23 protein-coding genes and 2 pseudogenes are annotated in these 21,946 nt (G+C 61.2%); 20 read left to right on the top strand and 5 right to left on the bottom strand.

The features are described from left to right. Window positions 1-211: 211 nt before the first annotated feature. The 5 genes from ACEPA4_RS12455 to ACEPA4_RS12435 form a co-directional block, all read right to left on the bottom strand. A complete protein-coding gene (locus tag ACEPA4_RS12455) occupies window positions 212-460 on the bottom strand; it encodes a hypothetical protein (protein ID WP_005417258.1) in 249 nt (82 codons plus the stop codon). A gap of 113 nt (window positions 461-573) precedes the next feature. After that, complete coding sequence (locus tag ACEPA4_RS12450; protein ID WP_005417256.1) at window positions 574-819, bottom strand: hypothetical protein; 246 nt, start codon at window positions 817-819, stop codon at window positions 574-576. A gap of 124 nt (window positions 820-943) precedes the next feature. Then, window positions 944-1,213 (bottom strand): hypothetical protein, encoded by a 270-nt coding sequence (locus ACEPA4_RS12445; RefSeq protein ID WP_005417254.1) that lies wholly within the window; start codon window positions 1,211-1,213, stop codon window positions 944-946. Between the two features lie 143 nt (window positions 1,214-1,356). Beyond that, window positions 1,357-2,568, bottom strand: a complete 1,212-nt coding sequence (locus tag ACEPA4_RS12440; RefSeq protein WP_262090910.1) for an MFS transporter — start codon at window positions 2,566-2,568, stop codon at window positions 1,357-1,359. A 127-nt stretch (window positions 2,569-2,695) separates the two neighbouring features. Further along, window positions 2,696-3,115, bottom strand: coding sequence for an HD domain-containing protein (locus ACEPA4_RS12435; RefSeq protein WP_049415052.1), 420 nt, complete (start codon window positions 3,113-3,115; stop codon window positions 2,696-2,698). 130 nt (window positions 3,116-3,245) lie between these two features. Between ACEPA4_RS12435 and ACEPA4_RS12430 the strand changes: the two genes are divergently transcribed. From ACEPA4_RS12430 to ACEPA4_RS12335, 20 genes and pseudogenes are all read left to right on the top strand, one after another. Then, window positions 3,246-3,503: a hypothetical protein gene (locus ACEPA4_RS12430; RefSeq protein WP_005417248.1), complete on the top strand. Its 258-nt coding sequence runs from the start codon at window positions 3,246-3,248 to the stop codon at window positions 3,501-3,503. A 35-nt stretch (window positions 3,504-3,538) separates the two neighbouring features. Beyond that, a complete protein-coding gene (locus tag ACEPA4_RS12425) occupies window positions 3,539-5,218 on the top strand; it encodes a type IV secretory system conjugative DNA transfer family protein (protein ID WP_061480696.1) in 1,680 nt (559 codons plus the stop codon). Between the two features lie 424 nt (window positions 5,219-5,642). Beyond that, window positions 5,643-6,089 (top strand): hypothetical protein, encoded by a 447-nt coding sequence (locus ACEPA4_RS12420; protein WP_032954281.1) that lies wholly within the window; start codon window positions 5,643-5,645, stop codon window positions 6,087-6,089. A gap of 89 nt (window positions 6,090-6,178) precedes the next feature. Continuing rightward, window positions 6,179-7,234, top strand: a complete 1,056-nt coding sequence (locus ACEPA4_RS12415; protein WP_019660295.1) for a virB8 family protein — start codon at window positions 6,179-6,181, stop codon at window positions 7,232-7,234. Further along, entirely contained in the window at window positions 7,231-8,010 is a 780-nt protein-coding gene (locus tag ACEPA4_RS12410) for a TrbG/VirB9 family P-type conjugative transfer protein (protein WP_014037652.1), read from the top strand. The genes ACEPA4_RS12415 and ACEPA4_RS12410 overlap by 4 nt, the downstream gene beginning before the upstream one ends. Then, complete coding sequence (locus tag ACEPA4_RS12405; RefSeq protein WP_053500185.1) at window positions 8,007-9,278, top strand: TrbI/VirB10 family protein; 1,272 nt, start codon at window positions 8,007-8,009, stop codon at window positions 9,276-9,278. The genes ACEPA4_RS12410 and ACEPA4_RS12405 overlap by 4 nt, the downstream gene beginning before the upstream one ends. Window positions 9,279-9,292: 14 nt before the next feature. Further along, window positions 9,293-10,336, top strand: coding sequence for a P-type DNA transfer ATPase VirB11 (gene virB11, locus ACEPA4_RS12400; RefSeq protein ID WP_049415061.1), 1,044 nt, complete (start codon window positions 9,293-9,295; stop codon window positions 10,334-10,336). 3 nt (window positions 10,337-10,339) lie between these two features. Beyond that, window positions 10,340-11,323 (top strand): lytic transglycosylase domain-containing protein, encoded by a 984-nt coding sequence (locus ACEPA4_RS12395; protein WP_065186158.1) that lies wholly within the window; start codon window positions 10,340-10,342, stop codon window positions 11,321-11,323. 73 nt (window positions 11,324-11,396) lie between these two features. Next, window positions 11,397-11,807 (top strand): TrbC/VirB2 family protein, encoded by a 411-nt coding sequence (locus ACEPA4_RS12390; RefSeq protein WP_065186157.1) that lies wholly within the window; start codon window positions 11,397-11,399, stop codon window positions 11,805-11,807. Further along, on the top strand, window positions 11,800-12,108 hold the full coding sequence (locus tag ACEPA4_RS12385; RefSeq protein ID WP_019660289.1) for a type IV secretion system protein VirB3: 309 nt from the start codon (window positions 11,800-11,802) through the stop codon (window positions 12,106-12,108). The genes ACEPA4_RS12390 and ACEPA4_RS12385 overlap by 8 nt, the downstream gene beginning before the upstream one ends. Window positions 12,109-12,189: 81 nt before the next feature. After that, entirely contained in the window at window positions 12,190-14,631 is a 2,442-nt protein-coding gene (locus tag ACEPA4_RS12380) for a VirB4 family type IV secretion/conjugal transfer ATPase (RefSeq protein WP_235649336.1), read from the top strand. A 45-nt stretch (window positions 14,632-14,676) separates the two neighbouring features. Further along, window positions 14,677-15,474, top strand: coding sequence for a hypothetical protein (locus ACEPA4_RS12375; RefSeq protein ID WP_231109098.1), 798 nt, complete (start codon window positions 14,677-14,679; stop codon window positions 15,472-15,474). A 78-nt stretch (window positions 15,475-15,552) separates the two neighbouring features. Further along, window positions 15,553-16,710 (top strand): type IV secretion system protein, encoded by a 1,158-nt coding sequence (locus ACEPA4_RS12370; RefSeq protein WP_065186154.1) that lies wholly within the window; start codon window positions 15,553-15,555, stop codon window positions 16,708-16,710. Continuing rightward, window positions 16,625-17,233 (top strand): DUF4189 domain-containing protein, encoded by a 609-nt coding sequence (locus ACEPA4_RS12365; RefSeq protein WP_315974269.1) that lies wholly within the window; start codon window positions 16,625-16,627, stop codon window positions 17,231-17,233. The genes ACEPA4_RS12370 and ACEPA4_RS12365 overlap by 86 nt, the downstream gene beginning before the upstream one ends. 211 nt (window positions 17,234-17,444) lie before the next feature. Next, window positions 17,445-17,681 carry a hypothetical protein gene (locus ACEPA4_RS12360; RefSeq protein WP_231109097.1) on the top strand — a complete coding sequence of 79 codons (237 nt, stop codon included), beginning with the start codon at window positions 17,445-17,447 and terminating at the stop codon, window positions 17,679-17,681. A 327-nt stretch (window positions 17,682-18,008) separates the two neighbouring features. Further along, the gene (locus tag ACEPA4_RS12355; RefSeq protein ID WP_231109096.1) at window positions 18,009-18,482 is read left to right on the top strand and encodes a DUF4189 domain-containing protein; all 474 of its coding nucleotides are present in this window, start codon (window positions 18,009-18,011) and stop codon (window positions 18,480-18,482) included. Between the two features lie 287 nt (window positions 18,483-18,769). After that, window positions 18,770-19,695 (top strand): annotated as a pseudogene (locus ACEPA4_RS12350) (type IV secretion system protein). Further along, window positions 19,692-20,264 (top strand): DUF4189 domain-containing protein, encoded by a 573-nt coding sequence (locus ACEPA4_RS12345; protein ID WP_081275804.1) that lies wholly within the window; start codon window positions 19,692-19,694, stop codon window positions 20,262-20,264. The pseudogene ACEPA4_RS12350 and the gene ACEPA4_RS12345 overlap by 4 nt, the downstream one beginning before the upstream one ends. A gap of 278 nt (window positions 20,265-20,542) precedes the next feature. Then, window positions 20,543-21,097, top strand: a pseudogene (locus ACEPA4_RS12340) (type IV secretion system protein); the annotation flags it as partial. Between the two features lie 24 nt (window positions 21,098-21,121). Beyond that, window positions 21,122-21,676 carry a DUF4189 domain-containing protein gene (locus ACEPA4_RS12335; protein WP_321573200.1) on the top strand — a complete coding sequence of 185 codons (555 nt, stop codon included), beginning with the start codon at window positions 21,122-21,124 and terminating at the stop codon, window positions 21,674-21,676. Window positions 21,677-21,946 lie beyond the last annotated feature (270 nt).

Raw genomic sequence — 21,946 nt, 5'->3', positions numbered from 1 at the left:
CTGGCCTGAGCGGCGGGTCTAGCCCTCACGACCTGCCTGCGCGGTGAGCGCATCCCGGCCAGCCTCGGTGAGATCGATATCCCCGTCCTCTGCCTGTACAGCCCATCCGGCGGTCACCGCCCAGGTTGCGGCATCACCGCGCACCGGTTCTGCAGCGGCGATCGCTTGGAGTATTTTCCGCTGTTCCGCAGTCATTATCACGTCGCGGTCCTCAGATACCCAGCAACGACGCCGGTTGCCAGTCCGACAGCCGGGCATGGCTGACCGGCTGATGGCAGCCGCACCCGTCGCAGCGGAACAATGCTCCACCTGGCAAGTGCACCAGATTGTCCTCACTGGCCGAACTGGTCGATGTGCAATGCCGGCAGGTGACCGTGAGCGCGGTGATGCGCTGCACGCCCCCTGACAGATCGAACACGGCCTCGAACGCGCGAATGACAGGGTGGGCAGTGTCCGGCATCTGAATCTCGACAGGGTGGGGAGACCTCATCGTCGCGCGCCGGTTGTGATGGGCCAGTCAGCCAGGTGCATGGACATGATCAAGCCAGCTGCGGCAACCGGCAGCGCTCCATTTCAGAGATCCTTTTTCTTTCCGCTCAGGTCCAGCGGCTTGTCACTGCCGCCGCGCTCGCTCGACCACACTTCCACACCCTTGTTGCAACGGCTCTCGCGGGCAGCGACCTCGCGTGGCAGATCCTTCAGATGGGGTGACTCTTGGCAGGTCGGATGCATGGCGCTGTCGTCGTAGGTGGCGCAGGCGCTGAGCGACGCCAGAGCGATGGCAGTGAGGGTGGCGCGGAATGAAGGCTGCAGGTTCATGGGGTGGCCTCGGGTAATGCCAGGATGGTCATGGAATTCAAATCCGTGACGCCGGGCATGCACAATCGGACCCATTGCACTTGTTATTCTGTAACAAATGCGCGATAGTCCGGCCCCTGCTGGGTCAGGCGATGCAGATCATCAGCACCATGCACAGCGCCACCATCAGCACGAACACACGACGGCTCAGCGCCAGGCAGGCCAGATAGGCTGCGAGCGCCCAGGCAGCCAGCAGTGCGCAGGCCACCACCCACAGCCCGATCCCCATCATCGAATCGGCTGCCAACGCGGACAAGGCGATGGCCTTGGACAACGCCACCCCCAACACGCTGCCCAGCATGCCGGCCTGCAAGGCGATGGCATCGTGGCGGGCAGGGGCGCGAGGGTGGTGCATTGCGGGTCCGGTGCAGGCCGAGAAAACGGCGTCGGCTGCACTGTGCCCAAATGCACATCCACGAAATGTGTTCATCGCGCGTCAGGAGCGCGACGAAGCCGGCTCAGTCGAACGGTTGACCTGTGGATGCGGTCGTCCGTTCTTCAGTGGTTGCCGGCGGCGACGGTCTTGCGCTTCCTGTCCAGCATCACCGCCACGCACCACAGCAGCAGGCCGCCGATCGCGGTGGCTGCACCGACATAGCCGGTACTGGCCGGGCCGAAGCCGGCGCTGATCGCCATGCCGCCCAGCCACGGGCCGAGTGCGTTGGCGGTATTGAAGGCGGCGTGATTGGAGGCCGCCGCCAGCGTCTGCGCTTCGCCGGCCACGTCCATCAGGCGCGTCTGCAGCACCGCCGCCAGCGCACCCATGGTGCCGACCGTGATGATCATCGGGCCGATGGTCCACACCGACTGTGCGGCCAGCGGATACAGCAGCAGCATCACGATCGACCACAGCAGCACCACGGCGGCGGCCTTGAAGTGGAACTTGTCCACCAGCCAGCCACCGGCGATGTTGCCGATGATCGCGCCGATGCCGAACACGCCTACTGCCAGCGGCATCCACGATTCGGCCACACCGGTGACCTGCACGAGGGTGGGTGCGAGGTAGGTGAACACGCAGAACATGCCGGCGAAGCCGACCGCACCGATCGCCAGCGCCAGCCACACCTGGGGAGTGTTGAAGGCGCGCAGTTCGCGCATCGGCGAGGTACGCACTTCGTCCGGGTCCGGCAGCAGGAAGCGCGCGATCATCGCCACCGTGGCAATGGCCAGCACGCTGACCAGGGCAAAGGCGGTGCGCCAGCTCAACTGCTGGCCCAGCCAGGTGGTCAACGGATTGCCGACCAGGATCGCGATCGACAGGCCCAGCAGCACCCGCGACATCGCCTGGCCGCGCTGGCCGGCAGGGCTGATCGCAGCGGCCACCAGCATCGCAACGCCGAAGTAGGCGCCATGCGGCAGGCCGGCGACGAAGCGTGCCACCAGCATCGTGCCGTAATTCGGTGCCAGCGCGCTGGCCAGGTTGCCGATCGCGTAGAAGCCCATCAGCGCCAACAGCAGCTTGCGGCGCGGGAAGCTGGCACCCACGAAGGCGAGGATCGGGGCACCGACCACCACGCCGATGGCGTAGGCGCTGATCAGGTGCCCGACCTGGGTTTCGGAAATCGACAGGCCGCGGCTGATCTCCAGCATCAGGCCCATGCTGGCGAATTCGCTGGTGCCGATGGCGAAGCCACCCAGTGACAGAGCGAGGATGATCAGGGTGCGCTGGCGGGGCGTCAGCCGCGCAGCCAGGGAAGAGTTGGGGCTCATGCGGGGGCGCGATGGGGCGGGGGAGCCGTTCATTGTACTGCTGCACTGCAACAGGAGCAGCAGCACTCAGAGTAAATCAGCGTTTGATCGGTGACACGCCGGCCCTCCGCGCCGCCTCGCGGCGGGCTCAGATGCCCAGCGCCGCCCGGGCATGAGCGTATTTGTCGCGAAGGCGCCCTGCCGTGGTCCCGTCCAGCATCGCCAGCCGCTGTGGATCGGCGTTGTCATCCAGATCGGCGCGCTTCACTTTCAATGCAAGCGGGTGGGCGGCAATGCGCGCGTAGTAGCTGTCCGCGTCAGGAGCTGCATCGCGGTTGAGCAGTTGCACCGCCTCGCGCAGCGGCGCCGGAAATACCTCGATCCGCGCGGCAAACGCCGGGCAGTCCTCGGCCACGTCATGCAACCAGGCCACCACTTCGGCGTCATCGTCGCCGCGCACGGCGGCCGCCACCCGCGCCACATGGCCGATATAAGGCTGGCCGGCCTTGTCGATCTGCCCCGCGTGGGCCTCGGTGGCCAGCGTACGGGCAAGTGCTACCCAGTCCATTGCAGTCTCCTTGGATATCCGCGCACAGTTTCGCGCAAAAGCCGCAGCGGTTGTGGATGCGCCCATGACGCTGCCACGGGCATGATGGCGAGGCAGGGGACGCAGTGTTGCCCCGACAAGGAGGAGTGAGATGCAGGAATTCAGGCATGTGCTGGAAACCCGTGGGCGCTATCAGCTGGTAGCGGTGTCCTACGAGCCGGTGTACGCTCCCGGCGATGTGGTCGGCCATGCGGTCGTCGCCGACGATGGGGATCGTCTGACCGACCTGATATCACTGGCCGAAGCGCGCCAACGCTTGCTGCAACTGGTGCGTGAAGAGGGCGAGGAGCCCGGGCTGGAAAACGAGAACCACCTGCGGAAGAAGGCGTCGCGCTGGCGCCACCGCTAGGCCGTCGCGCCGCGTGCGCATCATGGAGGATTCGGGTGTTGCCCAGTAAGAAGTATCTGCTCATCGCCATCATCACGCTGGCGACCCTGCTGCTCGGTTTCGTGTTTTCCGGCTATCTGACCCTGCTGTTCCTGGGGCTGGACACCCAGCTGTTCACCTGGAACACCTACTACCAGTACGTCCACGCCATCGGCCAACCGCAGGTCGCGCCCTTCGTGGGCAAGATCAAATGGGCTGGCTACGTGGGCTTCGGCCTGCCCCTGCTGGTGCTGCTGGTGGCCGGCCTGGTGCTGCTGCTGAAGAAGGACAAGCGCTCGCTGCACGGCGACGCGCGCTTCGCCACCGGCGCCGACCTGGCCAAGCACGGCATGTTCAAGAAGACCGGCCAGAGCATCGTGGTCGGCAGCCATGGCGGCAAGCTGGTGCGCCTGGATGGCCAGCAGTTCGTGATCCTGGCCGCGCCGACCCGCTCGGGCAAGGGCGTGGGCGTGGTCATCCCGAACCTGCTGGAGTACGGCGAATCACTGGTCGTGCTGGACATCAAGCAGGAGAACTTCGACCTGACCAGCGGTTGGCGCGCCAGCCAGGGCCAGGAGATCTACCTGTTCAATCCCTTCGCCGAAGATCGGCGCACGCACCGCTGGAACCCGCTCAGCTACGTCTCCGATGATCCGGCCTTCCGCGTCTCGGACCTGATGAGCATCGCCGCGATGCTGTATCCGGACGGGGCCGAGGACCAGAAATTCTGGGTCAGCCAGGCGCGCAACGCGTTCATGGCCTTCACCCTGTACCTGTTCGAGAACTGGGACGACGAGCGCAGCAGCGGTTTCCCGGGCGGCGCCGGCACGCCCACGCTCGGTGCGGTGTACCGGCTGTCCTCCGGCGACGGCACCGACCTGAAGAAGTACCTCAAGACCCTGTCGGAGCGGCCGTTCCTCAGCGCCAACGCCCGTTCGGCGTTCGCCAACATGCTGTCGCAGGCCGATGAGACCTTCGCCTCGATCCTGGGCACCTTCAAGGAACCGCTCAATCCCTGGATCAATCCGGTGCTGGACAAGGCCACCAGCTGCAACGACTTCCTGCTGACCGATGTCCGCAAGAAGAAGATGACCATCTATATCGGCATCCAGCCGAACAAGCTGGCCGAGAGCCGGCTGATCATCAACCTGTTCTTCAGCCAGCTGATCAACCTCAACACCAAGGAACTGCCCAAGTCCAACCCGGACCTGAAGTATCAGTGCCTGCTGCTGATGGACGAATTCACCTCGATCGGCAAAGTGGAGATCATCGCCTCGGCGGTGTCGTACATGGCTGGCTACAACATCCGCCTGCTGCCGATCATCCAGAGCATGTCCCAGCTCGACGCCACCTACGGCCGGGAAGTGTCACGCACCATCATCACCAACCATGCCCTGCAGATCCTGTACGCGCCGCGTGAGCAACAGGATGCCAATGACTATTCGGACATGCTGGGCTACACCACGGTGCGCAAGAAGAACGTCACCCATGCCCGCGAGAAGACCCACAACTTCACCGAGGAACGGCGCGCGCTGATGCTGCCGCAGGAGCTGAAGGCAATGGGGCCGGACATGGAGGTGTTCCTGTATGAGGGCATACCGCATCCGGTGAAGTGCGACAAGATCCGCTACTACAAGGACCGCTACTTCACTTCGAGGCTGCTGCCGAAGGTGGACGTTCCGATGCTGAACGTCTAATTCACGACGCTTAATTTGTGAATTTGATTCGAAGTTAAGAATGTGAATTCGTGATTTCGGTCAAGAATTTGGCATTTGTTCATGGATTTTCAGACTTGTCTGACATGGAATTGACGCGTGGTTGTGCGACCCTGTGCATGTCGTCCAGAAGTGTGTGCTGGATGTCGAAGATGTAGCAGCAGGGTGGCCAGGAGTTTGTGCCATGGAAACAAGGATGGTTTCGACGTTGGTGAGGTATGCGGATGTGTTGTCGGCTGCGCCGATGGCCCCGCGACCTGGTTGGCAGCCTTTGGGCTGCAGGGGAGCCGGAGTGGGTGCGCTGCACACAGCGTGTCCCTCCGATTCCGGCGTGCGCGATGCAGCGCCGGACGACCAGGGGACCAATGCTCGGGACTGCTTTTTCGTACGTCAAAGTGAAGCCCGTATGAATCAGGCGTTTATCGCGAAAATGTCCATCGCCGCAGTGGCGGCGCTGATGGTGGCCGGTTGCGCCACCAAGTCCGCTCCGGATTTCGGAGGCCGCTGGAAGCCGGTCAACCGCTTTGCTGCGACGACGACCGAAATTCCGCTGTACTCCAGCTACGTCTACCAGGCCTCGCCGATGGATGGCACGCTCAAAGCCATGCTCGAGCGTTGGGCCAAGGATTCCGGGCGCACGCTGGACTACCGCCTCAGCTCGGATTTCACCCTGTATGGCGCGGTCTCGAACATCGACACCACCAACGCACAGCAGGCCGTGATCGATCTGACCGCAGCCTATGCGGCGCAGGGCATCTCCGTCTCCATCGTTGGCAACCAGATCGTTGTGCAGAGCGCTGGCTCGACGCCGACCGCGTCGGCGCAGGGCGCTGATTCCAACAGCGGCACCTGAGTCCACCTCGAAATCATCGAACGTGCCGCTCCCCGCGCCTGTCGCAGGGGTGCCACGCCCATTGATGTTTCAGCAGTACGGAAGAATCCATGTTCCGCAAGAAGGATCCCGGCAATAGTCCCAAGGTCGAGCAGTCGGTCGCCAAGGCGGTCAGCTACGAGATCACCGTGGCCGACATGGCGCGCCGCAGCGAGCGGCGCGCGTGGTGGGTCGCCACGGGCTCGTTGTTGATGTCGCTCGCCCTGGCGGGCGGCTACTACTACATGCTGCCGCTGAAGGAGAAGGTGCCGTTCCTGGTGATGGCCGATGCCTACACGGGTACCGCGACCGTCGCGCGCCTGAGTGGCACCTTCCAGGGCGAGACGATCACCACCAACGAAGCGATCAATCGCAGCAACGTCGCCCAGTACGTGCTCGCGCGCGAATCGTATGACTCGGCGGTGATGGGCCTGCGTGACTGGGAACTGGTGTTCGTGATGTCCACCGATCCGGTGGCGCAGTCCATGCGTGTCCGCTATGCCGGCAACAATCCGCAGAACCCGTTCGTGATGTATGGCCGCGAACGCGCCATCCGGGTCAAGATCCTCAGCATCACGCCACTGGGGGCCGAGCCGAACGGCAGCTTCCGCGGCGCTTCGGTGCGCATCCAGCGCAGCCTGCTGGACAAGCGCACCGGCGTCTCTACCTACCTGGACAACCAGCTGGTGACGATGCGCTTCGAGTACAACCAGAACCTGGCGTTGTCCGAGCAGGATCGCATCCTCAATCCGCTGGCGTTCCAGGTCACCGAGTACCGCGTCGACAACGACTACTCGCGTGGCGTGCCGGTGCCGGATGACGGCGCCATGCAGGCACAGGCGCAGCAGGCCGCGCAGGCCGCGCAGCAGGCGCAGGGTGTCTACGATCCCAACAATCCGGCCGCGGCCACCATGATCGACCCGGCCACCGGCCAGCCGGTCGCGGTGCCAGCCAACGGCCAGGTACCGGGTCAGGCAATGCCGGGACAGCCTGTACAGGGCCAACCGATGCCGGGTCAGCCGGTGCAGGGGCAAGCAATGCCGGGGCAGGCCATGCCCGGACAGCCGGCCATGAGGCCGGCGCAGAACAATTCCACCGGAACTGCTGATGGAGCAAGCAACCGATGAGTAGTCGAAATATCAGGGGAAGCGCGCTGGCGCTGCTGTCGATGTTGTCGTTGCTGTTCTCAGCAGCGGCGATGGCGCAGGCGGTTGACCACTACGAGTACGAGAAGGACCGCATCTATCCGGTTCGCACCGGCCTGGGCCTGACCACCCAGATCGAGTTGAGCCCTAACGAGAAGATCCTCGACTACAGCACCGGCTTCAGCAGCGGCTGGGAACTGACCCGCCGCGAGAACGTGTTCTACCTCAAGCCGAAGAACGTCGACGTCGACACCAACATGATGGTGCGCACCGAGACCCATTCCTACATCTTTGAACTGAAGGTGGTGGCCACCGACTGGCGCCAGCTGGAGCAGGCCCGCCGCGCAGGCGTGCAGTACAAGATCGCCTTCGTCTATCCCAATGACACGGTGTTCGGCGTCGCCCAGGAAGCGGTCGAAGAAGAGGCCAAGCCGTTGTTGAGCTCGGAACTGGCCAAGGACCGGCAGTACAACTTCAACTACTCCTATTCGACGAGCAAGGCGAAGAAGATGGGGTGGCTGATCCCGGTCAACGCCTACGACGATGGTCGTTTCACCTACCTGAAACTGCCGAATTCGCCGGAGTACAAGACCGGCATCTTCCCGGCGGTGTTCGGTCGTGAAACGGAATACGGTGAAGACTTCGTGGTCAACACCACGGTTGAAGGCAATACGCTGATCGTGCACGGGACGCACCCGTACCTGGTCATCCGCCACGGCGACTTCGTCGTCGGCCTGCGAAGGAACGTGAAGAAATGAGCCAGCAGAACACTCCCGGAAACGACCCGAACAACGGACGCGACGAGAGCCAGAGCCCGTACGGCGCACAGGGTGCGGCGGACGCGCCGTCGAATCCCTACTTCGGCACGACCCAGGCCGAGCCCGCGCCGGATCTGGATGCGGCCGCGCCGCAGCTGCGCTCGGCCGAAGAGCAGCGGTTGAACCGCAAGGCGCTGCTGTTCCTCGGCGGTATCGTGCTGCTGCTTGTGGCCATGGGCTTCCTGCTGTTCCGGAAGGGGCAGGATGACAAGAATGCCGTGCAGAAGGTGCCGGAAGTTGCGCGCGTGTCTACGCCGACGCTGCCGGACGCCGTGCAGACGGATCCGGTTCCGTCGCAGGCGATGCAGCCCGCTGACCCGATTCCGATGCTGCCACCGCTGCCGCCGCAGGAGAGCAATGCCATTTCGCCAGCGATGATGGGCACGCGTCAGGAGCGCGAGATCGAGCGTGGCCCCTCGCTGCTTGATCGCCGCATTGCCGGGTCTGGCGGTGGCGTGGGTGGCATGGGTGAAGGGCAGGGTCAGGCTGGGGGTCCTCCTTCATCCTACGAACAGGCCATGCTCGCCACGCTGCAGGCGCAGAACGGCAACACCGCTCCCGCAAAGGTTCGCCGCGGCCCGGACGTCGAGGATGTCTCCAGCGCCACCTACATCCAAAGCCCCGATGCGCTGCTGGTGCGTGGCACCTACCTGCGTTGCGTGCTGGAAACCCGCATCATCACCGACCTCGCCGGCTACACCTCGTGCCTGCTGACCGAGCCGGTGTACTCGATCAACGGTCGCAACCTGCTGCTGCCGAAGGGCTCCAAGATCTATGGCGCCTACGGCGGCGGTCCGATGGGCAAGCGCGTGGAAGTGATCTGGGATCGCATCACCACACCGAATGGCATCGACGTTGCGATGTCCAGCCCGGGCGTGGATCAGCTGGGTGGCGCCGGTCATCCGGGCCAGTACAGCGCGCACTGGGGTAGCCGTATCGCATCGGCGCTGATGATCAGCCTGATTTCCGACGCCTTCAAGTATGCGGCCGCCGAGCACGGTCCGGAGACCACGACCATCGCCAACAATGGCATGACGGTGCAGTCGCCCTACGAGAGTGCTACCGCACGCACGATGGAGCGCCTGGCCAACGAGGCACTCAGCAGCAACCGTCGTCCGCCAACCGTCACCATCAACCAAGGCACGATCGTGAACGTCTACGTCGCCAAGGACGTCGACTTCACCAACGTGCTGCATCCCCGCCGGTAACCCAACGAACGATCATGGACGCCGAAGTGTCACCCCTCGCCCTCGTCTCCAGCGATTTCCTGCGCTATCAGTACGAAGTGCTGGGCATCGCCGAGTACATGACCTCTCCGGAAGTGACGGAAATCTGCATCAACCGTCCCGGTGAGCTGTACCTGGAAACGCGGGCCGGGTGGCAGCGGGTGGACGTGCCGAGCCTGACCTTCGAGCGGGCCCGGCAGTTCTGCACGGCGGTGGTGAACGAGAGCAACACCGGCCAGCGCATCACCGATGCCGATCCGGTCGTGTCGCTCACGTTCCCCACTGGCCAGCGTGCGCAGTTCGTGATTCCGCCTGCATGTGATGCAGGCAAGGTGTCGATCACCATCCGTCTGCCGTCCAAGCACACCAAGTCGCTCAGCCAGTATCACGAAGACGGCTTCTTCAATCAGATCCTGGAAAGCGATGGCAGCATCAGCGAGCAGGATCGCGAGCTGCTGGAGCTGCGTCATTCGCGAGAGTACGCCGAGTTCTTCCGGCGTGCGGTGATGTACCGCAAGAACATCGTGGTATCCGGTGCGACCGGCAGCGGCAAGACCACCTTCATGAAGGCGCTGGTCAACCATATCCCGGACAACGAGCGCCTGGTCACCATCGAGGACGCACGCGAGCTGTTCCTGACCCAGCCCAACGTGGTGCACCTTTTGTATTCCAAGGGCGGGCAGAGCACCAGCAATGTGACGGCCAAGAGCTGCATGGAAGCCTGCCTGCGCATGAAGCCCGAGCGCATCATCCTGGCCGAGCTGCGCGGTGACGAAGCGTTCTACTTCATCCGCAACTGCGCGTCCGGCCATCCGGGTTCGATCACCAGCTGCCATGCGGGCAGCCCGGAGCAGACCTGGGACCAGCTTGCACTGATGGTTAAGGCTTCAGCCGAAGGTTCGGGCCTGGAGTTCAACGTGATCAAGCGGCTGTTGATGATGACCATCGACATCGTTGTGCATATCAAGGCGCATGCTGGCTCGCGCTACATCACCGGCATCGACTTCAATCCTGGGCGTGCCCAGGGGCAGGAGGGCTGAGGGATGCTGCCAGGACTGGAAATGATGGCGTGCCCGGAGATGGCCGTGTCGATGGATGTGATGCAGCACGTCATCAACGTCGAATCGTCGCGCAATCCCTACGCCATCGGCGTGGTCGGCGGTGCACTGGTGCGCCAGCCCAAGGCGTTGGATGAAGCGCTGGCGACGGTGCGCATGCTGGAAGAGAAGGGCTACAACTTCTCGATCGGGCTGGCCCAGGTCAATCGCTACAACCTGGGCAAATACGGGCTGGATTCGTACGAGAAGGCCTTCCAGCAGTGCCCGAACCTGCAGGCCGGTTCGCGCATTCTCGCCGAGTGCTACAAGCGCTCCGGTGGTGACTGGGGCAAGTCGTTCAGCTGTTACTACTCGGGCAACTTCGAGACCGGCTTCCGTCACGGCTACGTGCAGAAGATCTACGACTCGATCCGCCGCGGCCAGCAGGTTGCCAGCAATGGTGTTGCGCCGATCGACGTGGTGAGCCGCGGCGAGCGCCGCAGCGTGAAGGTCGAACATCATCCGCAGCTGGCCTCTCCGGCGCAGGCGCGCATCGTTGCTCAATCCAACGGCCCGGTGTACGTGCCGTCGGAAGATCCCGCACGCGCCTATGTCGTGTACCCGTCCACCGGGGCGATGGCGCGGGGTAGTTTGCTGAATCTCGCCGACCAGGCGCTGTCCAAGGTGGTGCTGGGTTCGGTGGACAGGATGATGCAGCCTCAGGCGCAACCCAGCCAAGGGGCCGCCTATCCGCAGCAACAGTCCGGTGGTATGCCGCAGCAGTTGCCTCAGCAGCGTGCTGCGCAGGCCATGGCCATGCCGCAGCAGTTGCCGGGCGCCGCCGGTGCCAGCAATGAGGGGCCCGTGATGCTGCGGCCCTGGAGCGAGCGTAACCAGCCTGTGGCGGGTGCCGACAATTCGTACAACGCGCCGGTGCAGGCCGCACCGGTGCAACAGATTCCCGCAGGGGATGCGGCCTTCGTGTTCTGACGAAGTCGTGGTGCGGCCAGTCCCCCGGCTGGCCGATTCAGTTGTGTTAGTCCATCAACAAGGAAATCAATCCATGAAGCGATCCAATCTCGACCTCGTCCAGGCCCAGCGCACGCTGAAGACCCTGCTGATGGCCACGATCTTCGTTGGCGCACTGTTCGCCCCGCAGGTGTTCGCCACCGGCACCGACTTCGGCGGCACCGACAAGAAGGTCTGCGGTTTCTTCTCCAACATCAACGGCCTGCTGAACATGGCCTCAATCGCCGTGGTGACCATTGCGGTGATCTTCGCCGGCTACCAGATCGCCTTCGCGCACAAGCGCATCGGTGACGTCGCGCCGATCCTGATCGGTGGCGTGCTGATCGGTGCCGCTGGCCAGATCGCACGCATGCTGCTGGGCGAAGGTAGTGATGGGAAGTGCGGTGCTGGTACCAGCACTGGCTACTACCTGATCAAAAACGCGATCCAGTACTACAGTGCATAAGAACGTCGTGTTCCGCGGCTGCACGCGCCCGGCCATGTTCCTGGGTGTGCCTTACCTGCCATTCTTCATGGTGGCAGGCGGGTTGCTGCTGCTCAGCATGTATACGAACTTCTGGTTCCTGCTCACCATTCCGGTGGCGGTCTTCATCATGCGACAGATGGCCAAGCGTGACGAAATGATCTTCCGCCTGTTGGGCCTGCGCCTGATGTTCAAGCTGAAAGTCCGCAACGTGCAGGAACACGATGGCATGTGGGTGTTCAACCCCAACCATTACCGCGACAAGCCGGCCCGAATGGATTGAGGTCCGGATCCGGCCCGGCGGGCGCAAGCGCCCGTCGGGTCTGTTGAAACTTCTTGGCAGTACCTCTTTGGAAGCAGTCGTATGTTCAGCCCAGACACCTCCATCAGCGAGTTCATTCCATTGTCGTCGCACGTCGCCCCGAACGTGGTCAAGACCACGGGCGGCGACTACCTGCTGACCTGGCATCTGGAAGGGCTGCCGTTCGTCGGCCGTGAGGAGTGGGAGCTGGAGCATCGCCACAACACGTTCAACCGCCTGCTGCAGACGCTGCGTGCTCCCGACTTCGTGAACGTGGCGTTCTGGGTGCATGACATCCGTCGTCGCCGCACGCTGAAGGGAAAGAGCAACTACAAGCAGCGCTTCAACCAGGACGTGTCCGACCAGTACATGGGCATGCTGTCCTCGCAGCGCATCATGCAGAACGAACTGTACCTGACCATGATCTACCGCCCGGTGGTGGCGGGTAAGCGCTTCGTCGAGAAGTCGGCGAACGTGGACAAGCTGCGCGCGGAGCAGGAGCAGGCAGTCGAAAAGCTGATGGAACTGGCCGGCAACGTCGAGGCCGTGATCCGCGACTACGCGCCGTATCGCCTGGGCATGTATGAGGCCAAGAATGGCGTGGTGTTCTCGGAAACGCTGGAGCTGTTCGGCTACCTGATCAATCGCATTGACGAGCCGGTCCCGGTGCTGTCGGCACCAATCAAGGACTACCTGCCGGTCAGCCGGCACATGTTCTCGTCCAAGACCGGTGACTTCGTCATCAATACCCCCAATGGTGCCAACCACTTCGGCGCCATCCTGAACATCAAGGAGTATGCCGAGGGAACTTACCCGGGCATCCTCAACGGCCTGAAGTACCTGGACTACGAGTACGTCATCACCCATTCGTTCAGCCCGATGGGGCGTCAGGACGCGCTCAAGGTGCTCGACCGCACCAAGGGCATGATGATCTCCTCCGGCGACAAGGCAGTCAGCCAGATCGTCGAGCTGGACCAGGCGATGGATCAGCTCTCGTCGGGTAATTTCGTGCTCGGCGAGTATCACTTCATCATGGCAGTCTACGGCGACAGCCAGGCCAAGCTGTCGCAGAACGTGGCCACGACGCGCGCCGAGCTGTCCAATGCCGGTTTTGTATCGACCAAGGAAGATCTGGCGGTTACCTCGTCTTTCTACTCCCAGCTGCCGGCCAACTGGCGCTACCGCACCCGCCTGGCCAATGTCAGCTCGCTGAACTTCCTGGGCCTGTCGCCGCTGCATAACTTCGCGACCGGCAAGCAGCACAACAACCCGTGGGGCGATTGCGTCACCACGCTGCAGACCACCAACGGCCAGCCGTACTACTTCAATTTCCACGCGACCCATCCGTCAGAGAACTCGCTGGGCGAGAAGGCGATCGCCAATACCATGGTGATCGGCAAGTCCGGTACCGGTAAGACCGCGCTGATCAACTTCCTGCTCAGCCAGGTTCAGAAGTACGAGCCGTCGCCGACCATCTTCTTCTTCGACAAGGACCGTGGTGCGGAGATTTTCGTGCGCGCCTGCGGTGGTAACTATCTGGCCCTGGAGAACGGTGCGCCAACCGGCTTCAACCCGTTCCAGTGCGAGAACAATGAAGCCAACGTCCAGTTCCTCGCCGACCTGATCAAGGTGCTGGCCGGCAAGCGTGAGTACAGTGCCCGCGAGGAAGAGGATATCTATCGCGCTGTAGAGAGCATGCTCGATACGCCGATGCACCTGCGCAGCATGACCAACTTCCAGAAGAGCCTGCCCAACATGGGTGACGATGGGCTGTACGCGCGCATGCGCCGCTGGACCTCGGGCAATTCGCTGGGCTGGGTCTTCGACAATCCGGTCGACACCGTTGATCTGAGCAAGGCCAACATCATCGGCTTCGACTACACCGACATCATCGACAACCCCGAAGTGCGCGTGCCGGTCATCAATTACCTGCTGCACCGCCTGGAGTCGCTGATCGATGGTCGTCCGCTGATCTACGTGATGGACGAATTCTGGAAGATCCTGGACGGCGAGGGTGGCCTGAAGGAATTCGCGAAGAACAAGCAGAAGACCATCCGTAAGCAGAACGGTCTGGGCATCTTCGCAACGCAGAGCCCGGAAGATGCACTGAAGAGTGACATCTCCGCCGCGCTGATTGAACAGACCGCCACGCTGATCCTTCTGCCCAACCCGAACGCCAGCAAGAGCGACTACATGGACGGCCTGAAGCTGACCGAGGCCGAGTTCAGGGTGGTTACCGCCCTGGACGAGCGCTCGCGCTGCTTCCTGGTCAAGCAGGGTCATGCCTCCAGCGTGTGCCAGCTCAACCTGCGTGGCATGGACGACATCCTGTCGGTGATCTCGGCCTCGACCGACAACATCGACATCATGCATCGGGTGTTGCAGACGGCTGCAGTCCGCAATCGGATCACCGTGGACGAGCTCACGCCGGAACAGTGGTTGGAAGATTTCTACAAGAATCGAAAGGGTTCGGGCAAGACGGCGAGTGCTGAGGCCGTGGCATGAGTCGGGTGTCCCGACGCTCTTGAACGACCGACTATGGAGACGATGATGAACAGTCTGAGCAAGAACAGGAAGAAGGCCGGTATGCCGCGCAGCACTCGACTGAGCGCGTTGGCATTGGGCGCCGTGATGTCGTTGGCAACCACGACGGCGAACGCAGGCTGGCCGGTGTTTGATTACTCGAACCTGATGCAGGCCATCTATGAGTACAAGAACTCGATCACCAGTTACGCGGCCGACGCTGCCGAGTATGCCGAGCAGGCAGAGCGTTGGAAAAGGACGCTGGACCAGTACGCTCAGGCGCTGGTGAAGGTGCAGGCTCAGATGCGCAAGATCGGCCTGCCGGAGGGGCAGCCGTTGGTACCCGTGCCTGCGGACTATCTGGTGGCGGAAACCTGTGGCAGCAAGAGCAGTTTCTCGCCCGGCGATCTTTTCAAGAGTCTTGTGTTCAATCCGACCGGTGACATGAAGGAGCAGCAGACCCAGATCTGCGTGAACATCCGCATGATGCAGAATCGCAAGTACAACGATTCGGTCATGTTCCTCGCGCAGTCCATTCCCCAGATGGAGTCGGGCCTGAAGGAAATATTCGATCTGCGCATCTTCAGCAATGATCAGGGCAACGTCCAGGGTTCGGACAGCGAAGCGACCCGCATGGCCAACAACCTGGAAGTGGCAGCGCAGAGCTGGGAAGGACGCATGCGTTCTTACGATGCCTACATTGAAGTCATGGAAGCCAACCAGAAGATTGTGGCACAGGCGGCGCTCAAGGGAGATCCCACCAAGACCCTTGCGAGCGATCTGGTGAAGACAGTCGCGCTGAAGGCTGCACTGTCCATCGATTGAGGCAGGCGGTGGGGTGGCCAGAGCAAGTGCAAGGGGCGGCCACCGGTGCAAAAGCGGTATTACCAAGGGATTGCAGGAATGACGATCAGGTCGATTGCCAACTTTGATTTTTCGGGCGGGTTCCAGGATCTGATGGAGCACGCTGTGCGTATCCAGTCGATCGGCGACTTCGTGTTCTTCAAGCTGATTCTTGACTACCTGCGCGACAGGATTGGCAAGTTCGGCTTCCATTTGATGGAGAACATGATGACGTGGGTCGGCGGCATCGCGCTGACCCTGATGACCCTGTGGGTGCTGGTACAGGGCTATCGGATCGTCACCGGCCGCAGCCGGGACTCGATGATGATCCTGGTGACCAACATGGCGCGCGCCGCCCTGATCGTGGCGGTGGCGACGAGCATGGGCATGTTCGGTCGCGACCTCCATGAATTCCTGACGGAAGACGTGAAGGGGCTGATCACGCACGTTGTGACCGGCAAGGACGAGAAGCCCGAGGCGCAGATCGACAAGAGCCTTGCCTGGATGCAGGTGGCGCTGTCCAGCATCGATGGGATCAAGATTCTCAATGATCCCGAGCTGCAGGCTGACAAGACCCGCGCGATGTGGTTCATCGGCCTGGGCACGGGTGGCCCTGCGGTGACGGCAGGTTCAATGCTGCTGCTGTATGAGGTCGCCATGGCCCTGTTCATCGGCTTGGGACCACTGTTCATTCTTTGCCTTCTGTTCGACCAGACCAAGCAGCTGTTCCAGCGATGGCTGTTCTACGGCATTGGAACCATGTTCTCCATGGCGGTACTGGCGGCGATGGTATCTATCGCGCTGGACATGGTGATCCGCGTGTCGGCCTCGTTCTGGATGACGGCGCTTGTGAACAAGTTCCCGCTCATGGGCGCGTCCAGTGACGGCATGACCAGTCAGGCGATGCAGCAGGGCGGCATGGGATTGATCCTGACTACCTTGATTCTGACTGCGCCCCCAATGGCGGCCATGTTCTTCCAGGGCACCTTGGGTAGCTTCATGGCATATTCGCAGATAGGTGGTAGCGCAGCCGCTACTCCGAGTGCGGATGGGCGTCCACCCGGCACCTATACACCAGCTGCTCCTTCGAAGCAGGATTCTGTCAATCCGGAAACCAGTAATTCAGCTGGGAATGGCAGGCTCACTGTTCCGCAAGGGGGGCTGCTGTCCCCCCAGGAGACTGGGCTCCGGGCTGCGAATAAGATCAGCGGCAATTGATGAAGAGGTAAATATGTCTTTGGCTTCGCGCGTGATTCTTCTGATGATTACGTTGGTAGCTGCCGGCCAAGCATTTGCAGAAGGGCGTTGCCCGCCAGGTCAGTACCCAATCGGTGGCCCGGGTGTCGGTGGGTGCGCCCCGATTCCAACTGGGGGGGAGAGCGGCACATCTGCGCCCAGGCCCGACGGCCGTTGGATCAAGACGTGGGGTGCCATCTCTCTGTCACCTGCGTCCGGTGACATGGGGGCATCCAAGGGTCATAAGGATAAGTCGGCAGCCGAGACAGAAGCCCAAGAGCGATGTGCGCAGTATGGGGCGACCGACTGCAAAGTCCTGACAACTTACAAGAACCAGTGCGTTGCCTACGCGACCGCGCAGGAAGGACGGAAGGTAAGGACGAACACGGGAGCATCGCGCGAAAGTGCAACCCAGAATGTGCTGGCTGCGTGCAGTAAGGAGAGCATTGGGCAATGCAAGGTGCTCTATACCGACTGCACTGAGCCGCTCTTCAAGTCTTACTGAGCGAAGTGCGACCGGGGCGTACAGGCATGAGTTGTTAGAGGTCGCATTACGGCTTGTTAGCGAGTATTGACCAAACCAACATTCAGAGCGTTTGCTGTACGAGGTCGCTTTGGGCCTCGTTCTTCGTCCTGCGGTCCCTGTGCATCTTCTGTCTGCTGTTTGCCTAGGCCAAGCAGCTGTTCAAAGGTAGTTGTTCTACGGCATAGGCACCATGTTCTCGATGGTGGTTCTTGCGGCGATGGTATCTATCGCGCTGGACATGGTGATCCGCGTGTCGGCCTCGTTCTGGATGACAGCGCTTGTGAACAAGTTCCCGCTCATGGTCGCGTCCAGTGACGGTATGACCAGTCAGGCGATGCAGCAGGGCGGCATGGGATTGATCCTGACGACCTTGATTCTGACTGCGCCCCCCAATGGCGGCCATGTTCTTCCAGGGCACCTTGGGTAGCTTCATGGCATATTCGCAGATAGGTGGCAGCCCGGTGGCACAGGCGCCTGGCCCGAGCGGGCAGCCGCCGGGTAGCTACTACACGCCGGATAAGCCTTCGACGAGCAAGGGAAGTGAAGGCGCTAATGAAGTTGGTGCTCCAACAAAGATGTTCACCGGTCCTTCTAACTCCACGCCCGAGCATGATCCAGGCAGGATGGGGATTGGCAATAAACCGAGATAGAGCCAAGGTGATTGTGATGCGTGCAGCGAATAAATTCAGGGCGAAGCAACTGGTAGCAGCGTACGCCTCGATGCTGTCTTTGCTGTTGATCCTCTTCTTGGTGGATGCTCCGTCCGCTAGCGCAGAAGGTCGTTGTCCACCCGGACAGTATCCCATTGGTGGGCAGGGCGTGGGGGGGGTGTACACCGATTCCGGGCGGGGACAGTGGGGCGAATGCAACGGCGGCGCCTAGGCCAACAGGCCGCTGGTTGAAAACTTGGGGAGCTATTGCCACTGCTCCGAGCGGTGATGCCGGTGCATCAACGGGTCAGAGTTCGAAAGGCGCTGCAGAAAAAGAAGCTATTTCGCAGTGTGCCCGCGGAGGCGCTAGTGATTGCCGAGTGACGATGTCCTACAAAAACCAATGCGCTGCAATGGTTACCCCTTCGAGTCTCGAAAGAGGAGGAGCGGTGACGTGGCGAGCCGAGACGGAGGCTCTCGCGACGAAACTTGCAATGGATGAATGCACAAAGCGGGGAAGCGCAGGGTGTAAAGTATTTTATTCCGCATGCTCTGATCCGATTTTTCAGGAGTACTAGTGGAACTTCAGCGTGAGCGAATTTTGAGACTGGCTTGCAAGTATGCCTGCTTGGCAGGTGGGGTCTGGGGCTGACGGGTGGTGCGCGTTGGCGCTAGATTTAAGTGGCGTCCGTTTAGTTGAGAAGGCTTAATTCAGTTGGGCTCCTCAATATGATGTCGCGAATCGCCTCCAAGTTCGTCAGGCCGTACCGCTATCCCGCGTGCAATCCTGTGGGTGTGTTTCTGATGATGCGCGTATACGCTGAGCGCGCATTGGATTGTTAAGCTTGGGCTCACTTCGTGGGAAGTGCTCAAGGGATATCGGCTCATCAATGATGGCCTTGGTGATTCAAGAGACGAACGCCAGCCCTGATCGTGGCGGTGGCGACGAGCATGGGCATGTTCGGTCGCGACCTCCATGAATTCCTGACGGAAGACGTGAAGGGGCTGATCACGCACGTTGTGACCGGCAAGGACGAGAAGCCCGAGGCGCAGATCGACAAGAGCCTTGCCTGGATGCAGGTGGCGCTGTCCAGCATCGATGGGATCAAGATTCTCAATGATCCCGAGCTGCAGGCTGACAAGACCCGCGCGATGTGGTTCATCGGCCTGGGCACGGGCGGACCTGCAGTGACGGCAGGTTCCATGTTGCTGCTGTATGAGGTCGCCATGGCCCTGTTCATCGGCTTGGGACCACTGTTCATTCTTTGCCTTCTGTTCGACCAGACCAAGCAGCTGTTCCAGCGATGGCTGTTCTACGGCATTGGAACCATGTTCTCCATGGCGGTACTGGCGGCGATGGTATCTATCGCGCTGGACATGGTGATCCGCGTGTCGGCCTCGTTCTGGATGACAGCGCTTGTGAACAAGTTCCCGCTCATGGGCGCGTCCAGTGACGGTATGACCAGTCAGGCGATGCAGCAGGGTGGCATGGGATTGATCCTGACGACCTTGATTCTGACTGCGCCCCCAATGGCGGCCATGTTCTTCCAGGGCACCTTGGGTAGCTTCATGGCATATTCGCAGATAGGCGGTAGCCCGGTGGCACAGGCGCCGGGCCCGAATGGGCAGCCGCCGGGTAGCTACTACACGCCCGCGCAGGAGAAGAATTCATCGCAGGGGTCCAGTGGTCCCTCTCCGCAACTTGAAGGGCGCTCGGTGATGGGTTCTGGTCAAAATCAGCATGTTGAATCCAAGTCGCCGGGTGCCTTGGGCAACGCGTTGGTGAAATGAAGACCCGTTTTTCGTTGAAGGTGAAGATGATGAAGACTCTGTTGCTCTTGGCGATTTTGTCGATTCCTGCAGCGGCATATGCCGAGGGCAGGTGTCCGCCAGGCCAGTATCCCGTGGGTGGTGCTCAGGGTGTTCTTGGGTGTGCCCCGATTCCGGGGGGAGCTGATTCTTCGTCATCGCCGACCGCACCCGCTCCATCTGGGAAGTGGGAAAAGCGATGGGGCGCGATTGCGGAAGACTCCAGCGCCAATGCTCGTAGGGTCGTCAGCGCTACAGGCGTTTCGGAATCTCGCAAAAGCAAGTCCGAGGCGATCTCTGTGGCTCTGGATCAATGCCGTTTGGGAGGAGGGCAGAAGTGCCAGGTTCTCATCGTTTACAACAATCAGTGCGTGGCGCTTGCGGATACTCCTAAAGGCGCGACTTCGGCAAGCTCGATAGCTGCCCGCGCGGAAACCTTGGAGCTTGCAAGGCGTAACGCATTGGAACAATGTAAGGCGGCTGCGAATGGTACCGAGTGCAGCGTCATCTACTCGGCCTGTAGTGAGTCTGAGTTCAAGTCTTTCCGTTGATGTGATTCCTGACACTGGCTGGGCTTGGTTGCATACTGAAGGTCTGCTTTTTTTATTTTAGGGGTGGCCCGCTAAGACGTGGGCCATTTCTATTTTCGCTTTCGCTTTCGCTTTCGCTTTCGCTTTCGCTTGAGATGGCGAAGTTGCGCCAAGGGTGGGCGCTGTTGTCCACGGGTTCGGTCAACGTGAGCGCGAGGTGATTACTCTTGGAGATAAAACGTCGTTCTGTAATTCATTTGTCTACTAGCTTCTGCCTTTGGCGCTGAGTTGATTGGTTCGGGGCGCAGTTCATCCTTAGTCTATTGTTCGATCAGACCAAGCAGTTGTTCCAGCGATGGCTGTTCTACGGTATTGGAACCATGTTCTCCATGGCGGTGCTGGCGGCGATGGTCTCGATCGCGCTGGACATGGTGATCCGCGTGTCGGCCTCGTTCTGGATGACGGCGCTTGTGAACAAGTTCCCGCTCATGGGCGCGTCCAGTGACGGCATGACCAGTCAGGCGATGCAGCAGGGCGGCATGGGATTGATCCTGACTACCTTGATTTTGACTGCGCCCCCAATGGCGGCCATGTTCTTCCAGGGCACGCTGGGTAGCTTCATGGCATATTCGCAGATAGGTGGCAGCCCGGTGGCGCAGGCGCCGGGCCCGAATGGGCAGCCGCCGGGTAGTTATACGCCGGCGCAGACGAAGGACGGCAGTAGTGCGAACACAGCAAGTGGAGCCTCAGGGGCTGGCGCTGGATATACGGTCATGGGCAGCCACAATGCGGGTCAAGGTGCGCAGCAGCAGGTAGGCAAATTCGGGAACGCTGGAATGAGCGCTGGAAGTTGAGTTGATTGTTTGGAGTTGACTGCCATGAAAAGAATGTTCCTTCTGGTCTATCTGCTTATCGCTCCCTCGTTCGCGTGGGCGGAAGGGCGCTGCCCTCCTGGTCAGTACCCCATTGGCGATGATCGACAGGGGGTTGGTGGATGTGCGCCGATTCCTGGCGGCCAGAGTCAAGGCAGTGCTCAGCCAAGTGCTCCTGTACCTACCGGGAGATGGGAGACTCGCTGGGGAGCGATTGCTCAGGATACCTCTCCTGCGCAAGGGGCGATGCTCGCAATCGGCGTCTCGGAGTCGAGGGCTTCGAAGCGAGAGGCGGCTTCGGTCGCAATTTCGCAGTGTGCTAAAGCTGGGGGCGCGAGTTGTAAAATCTTAATGGAGTACCACAATCAATGTGTTGCACTCGCTGGGCCAGAAGTAAGTGAGTTCAGGATGAAAGGGGGGGCAACATATTCGTCGAGAGCTCCATCGGAGAGTGAGGCAAAAACGAATTCGCTGCGTGAATGCCAAGCGCATGGTAATGCTGCGCGCTGTGAGTTGATCTATTCGGCATGTAGCATGTCTGAGTTCAAGTCATTCCGTTGATGTGAGTTCTAGCGGCAGTAGAGCTCTGTTGCTCGTTACAATTATGCTGTGATTTTTCGAGAAAAAGGGGCCTGATCAATGCCTTTTCCTTTTTCGGTTGCGCGCCTCGGACGCTAGCTTTCTGCCAACCGGAAATGTCGCCAATTGTCAGGTCAGACTGATTCTGCATGCAGCAAACGCCCTTGGGCATGAGGGCGATTCCTGTGGTCATGGTGTCGATGGTGCTGCACACGCTGACCCGCGTGTCTGCCCCGTTATGCGTGACAGCGA

Source organism: Stenotrophomonas sp. P2112, from assembly GCF_041897515.1.
Lineage (GTDB): Bacteria > Pseudomonadota > Gammaproteobacteria > Xanthomonadales > Xanthomonadaceae > Stenotrophomonas > Stenotrophomonas sepilia.
This window is presented reverse-complemented; position numbering and strand designations above follow the sequence as displayed.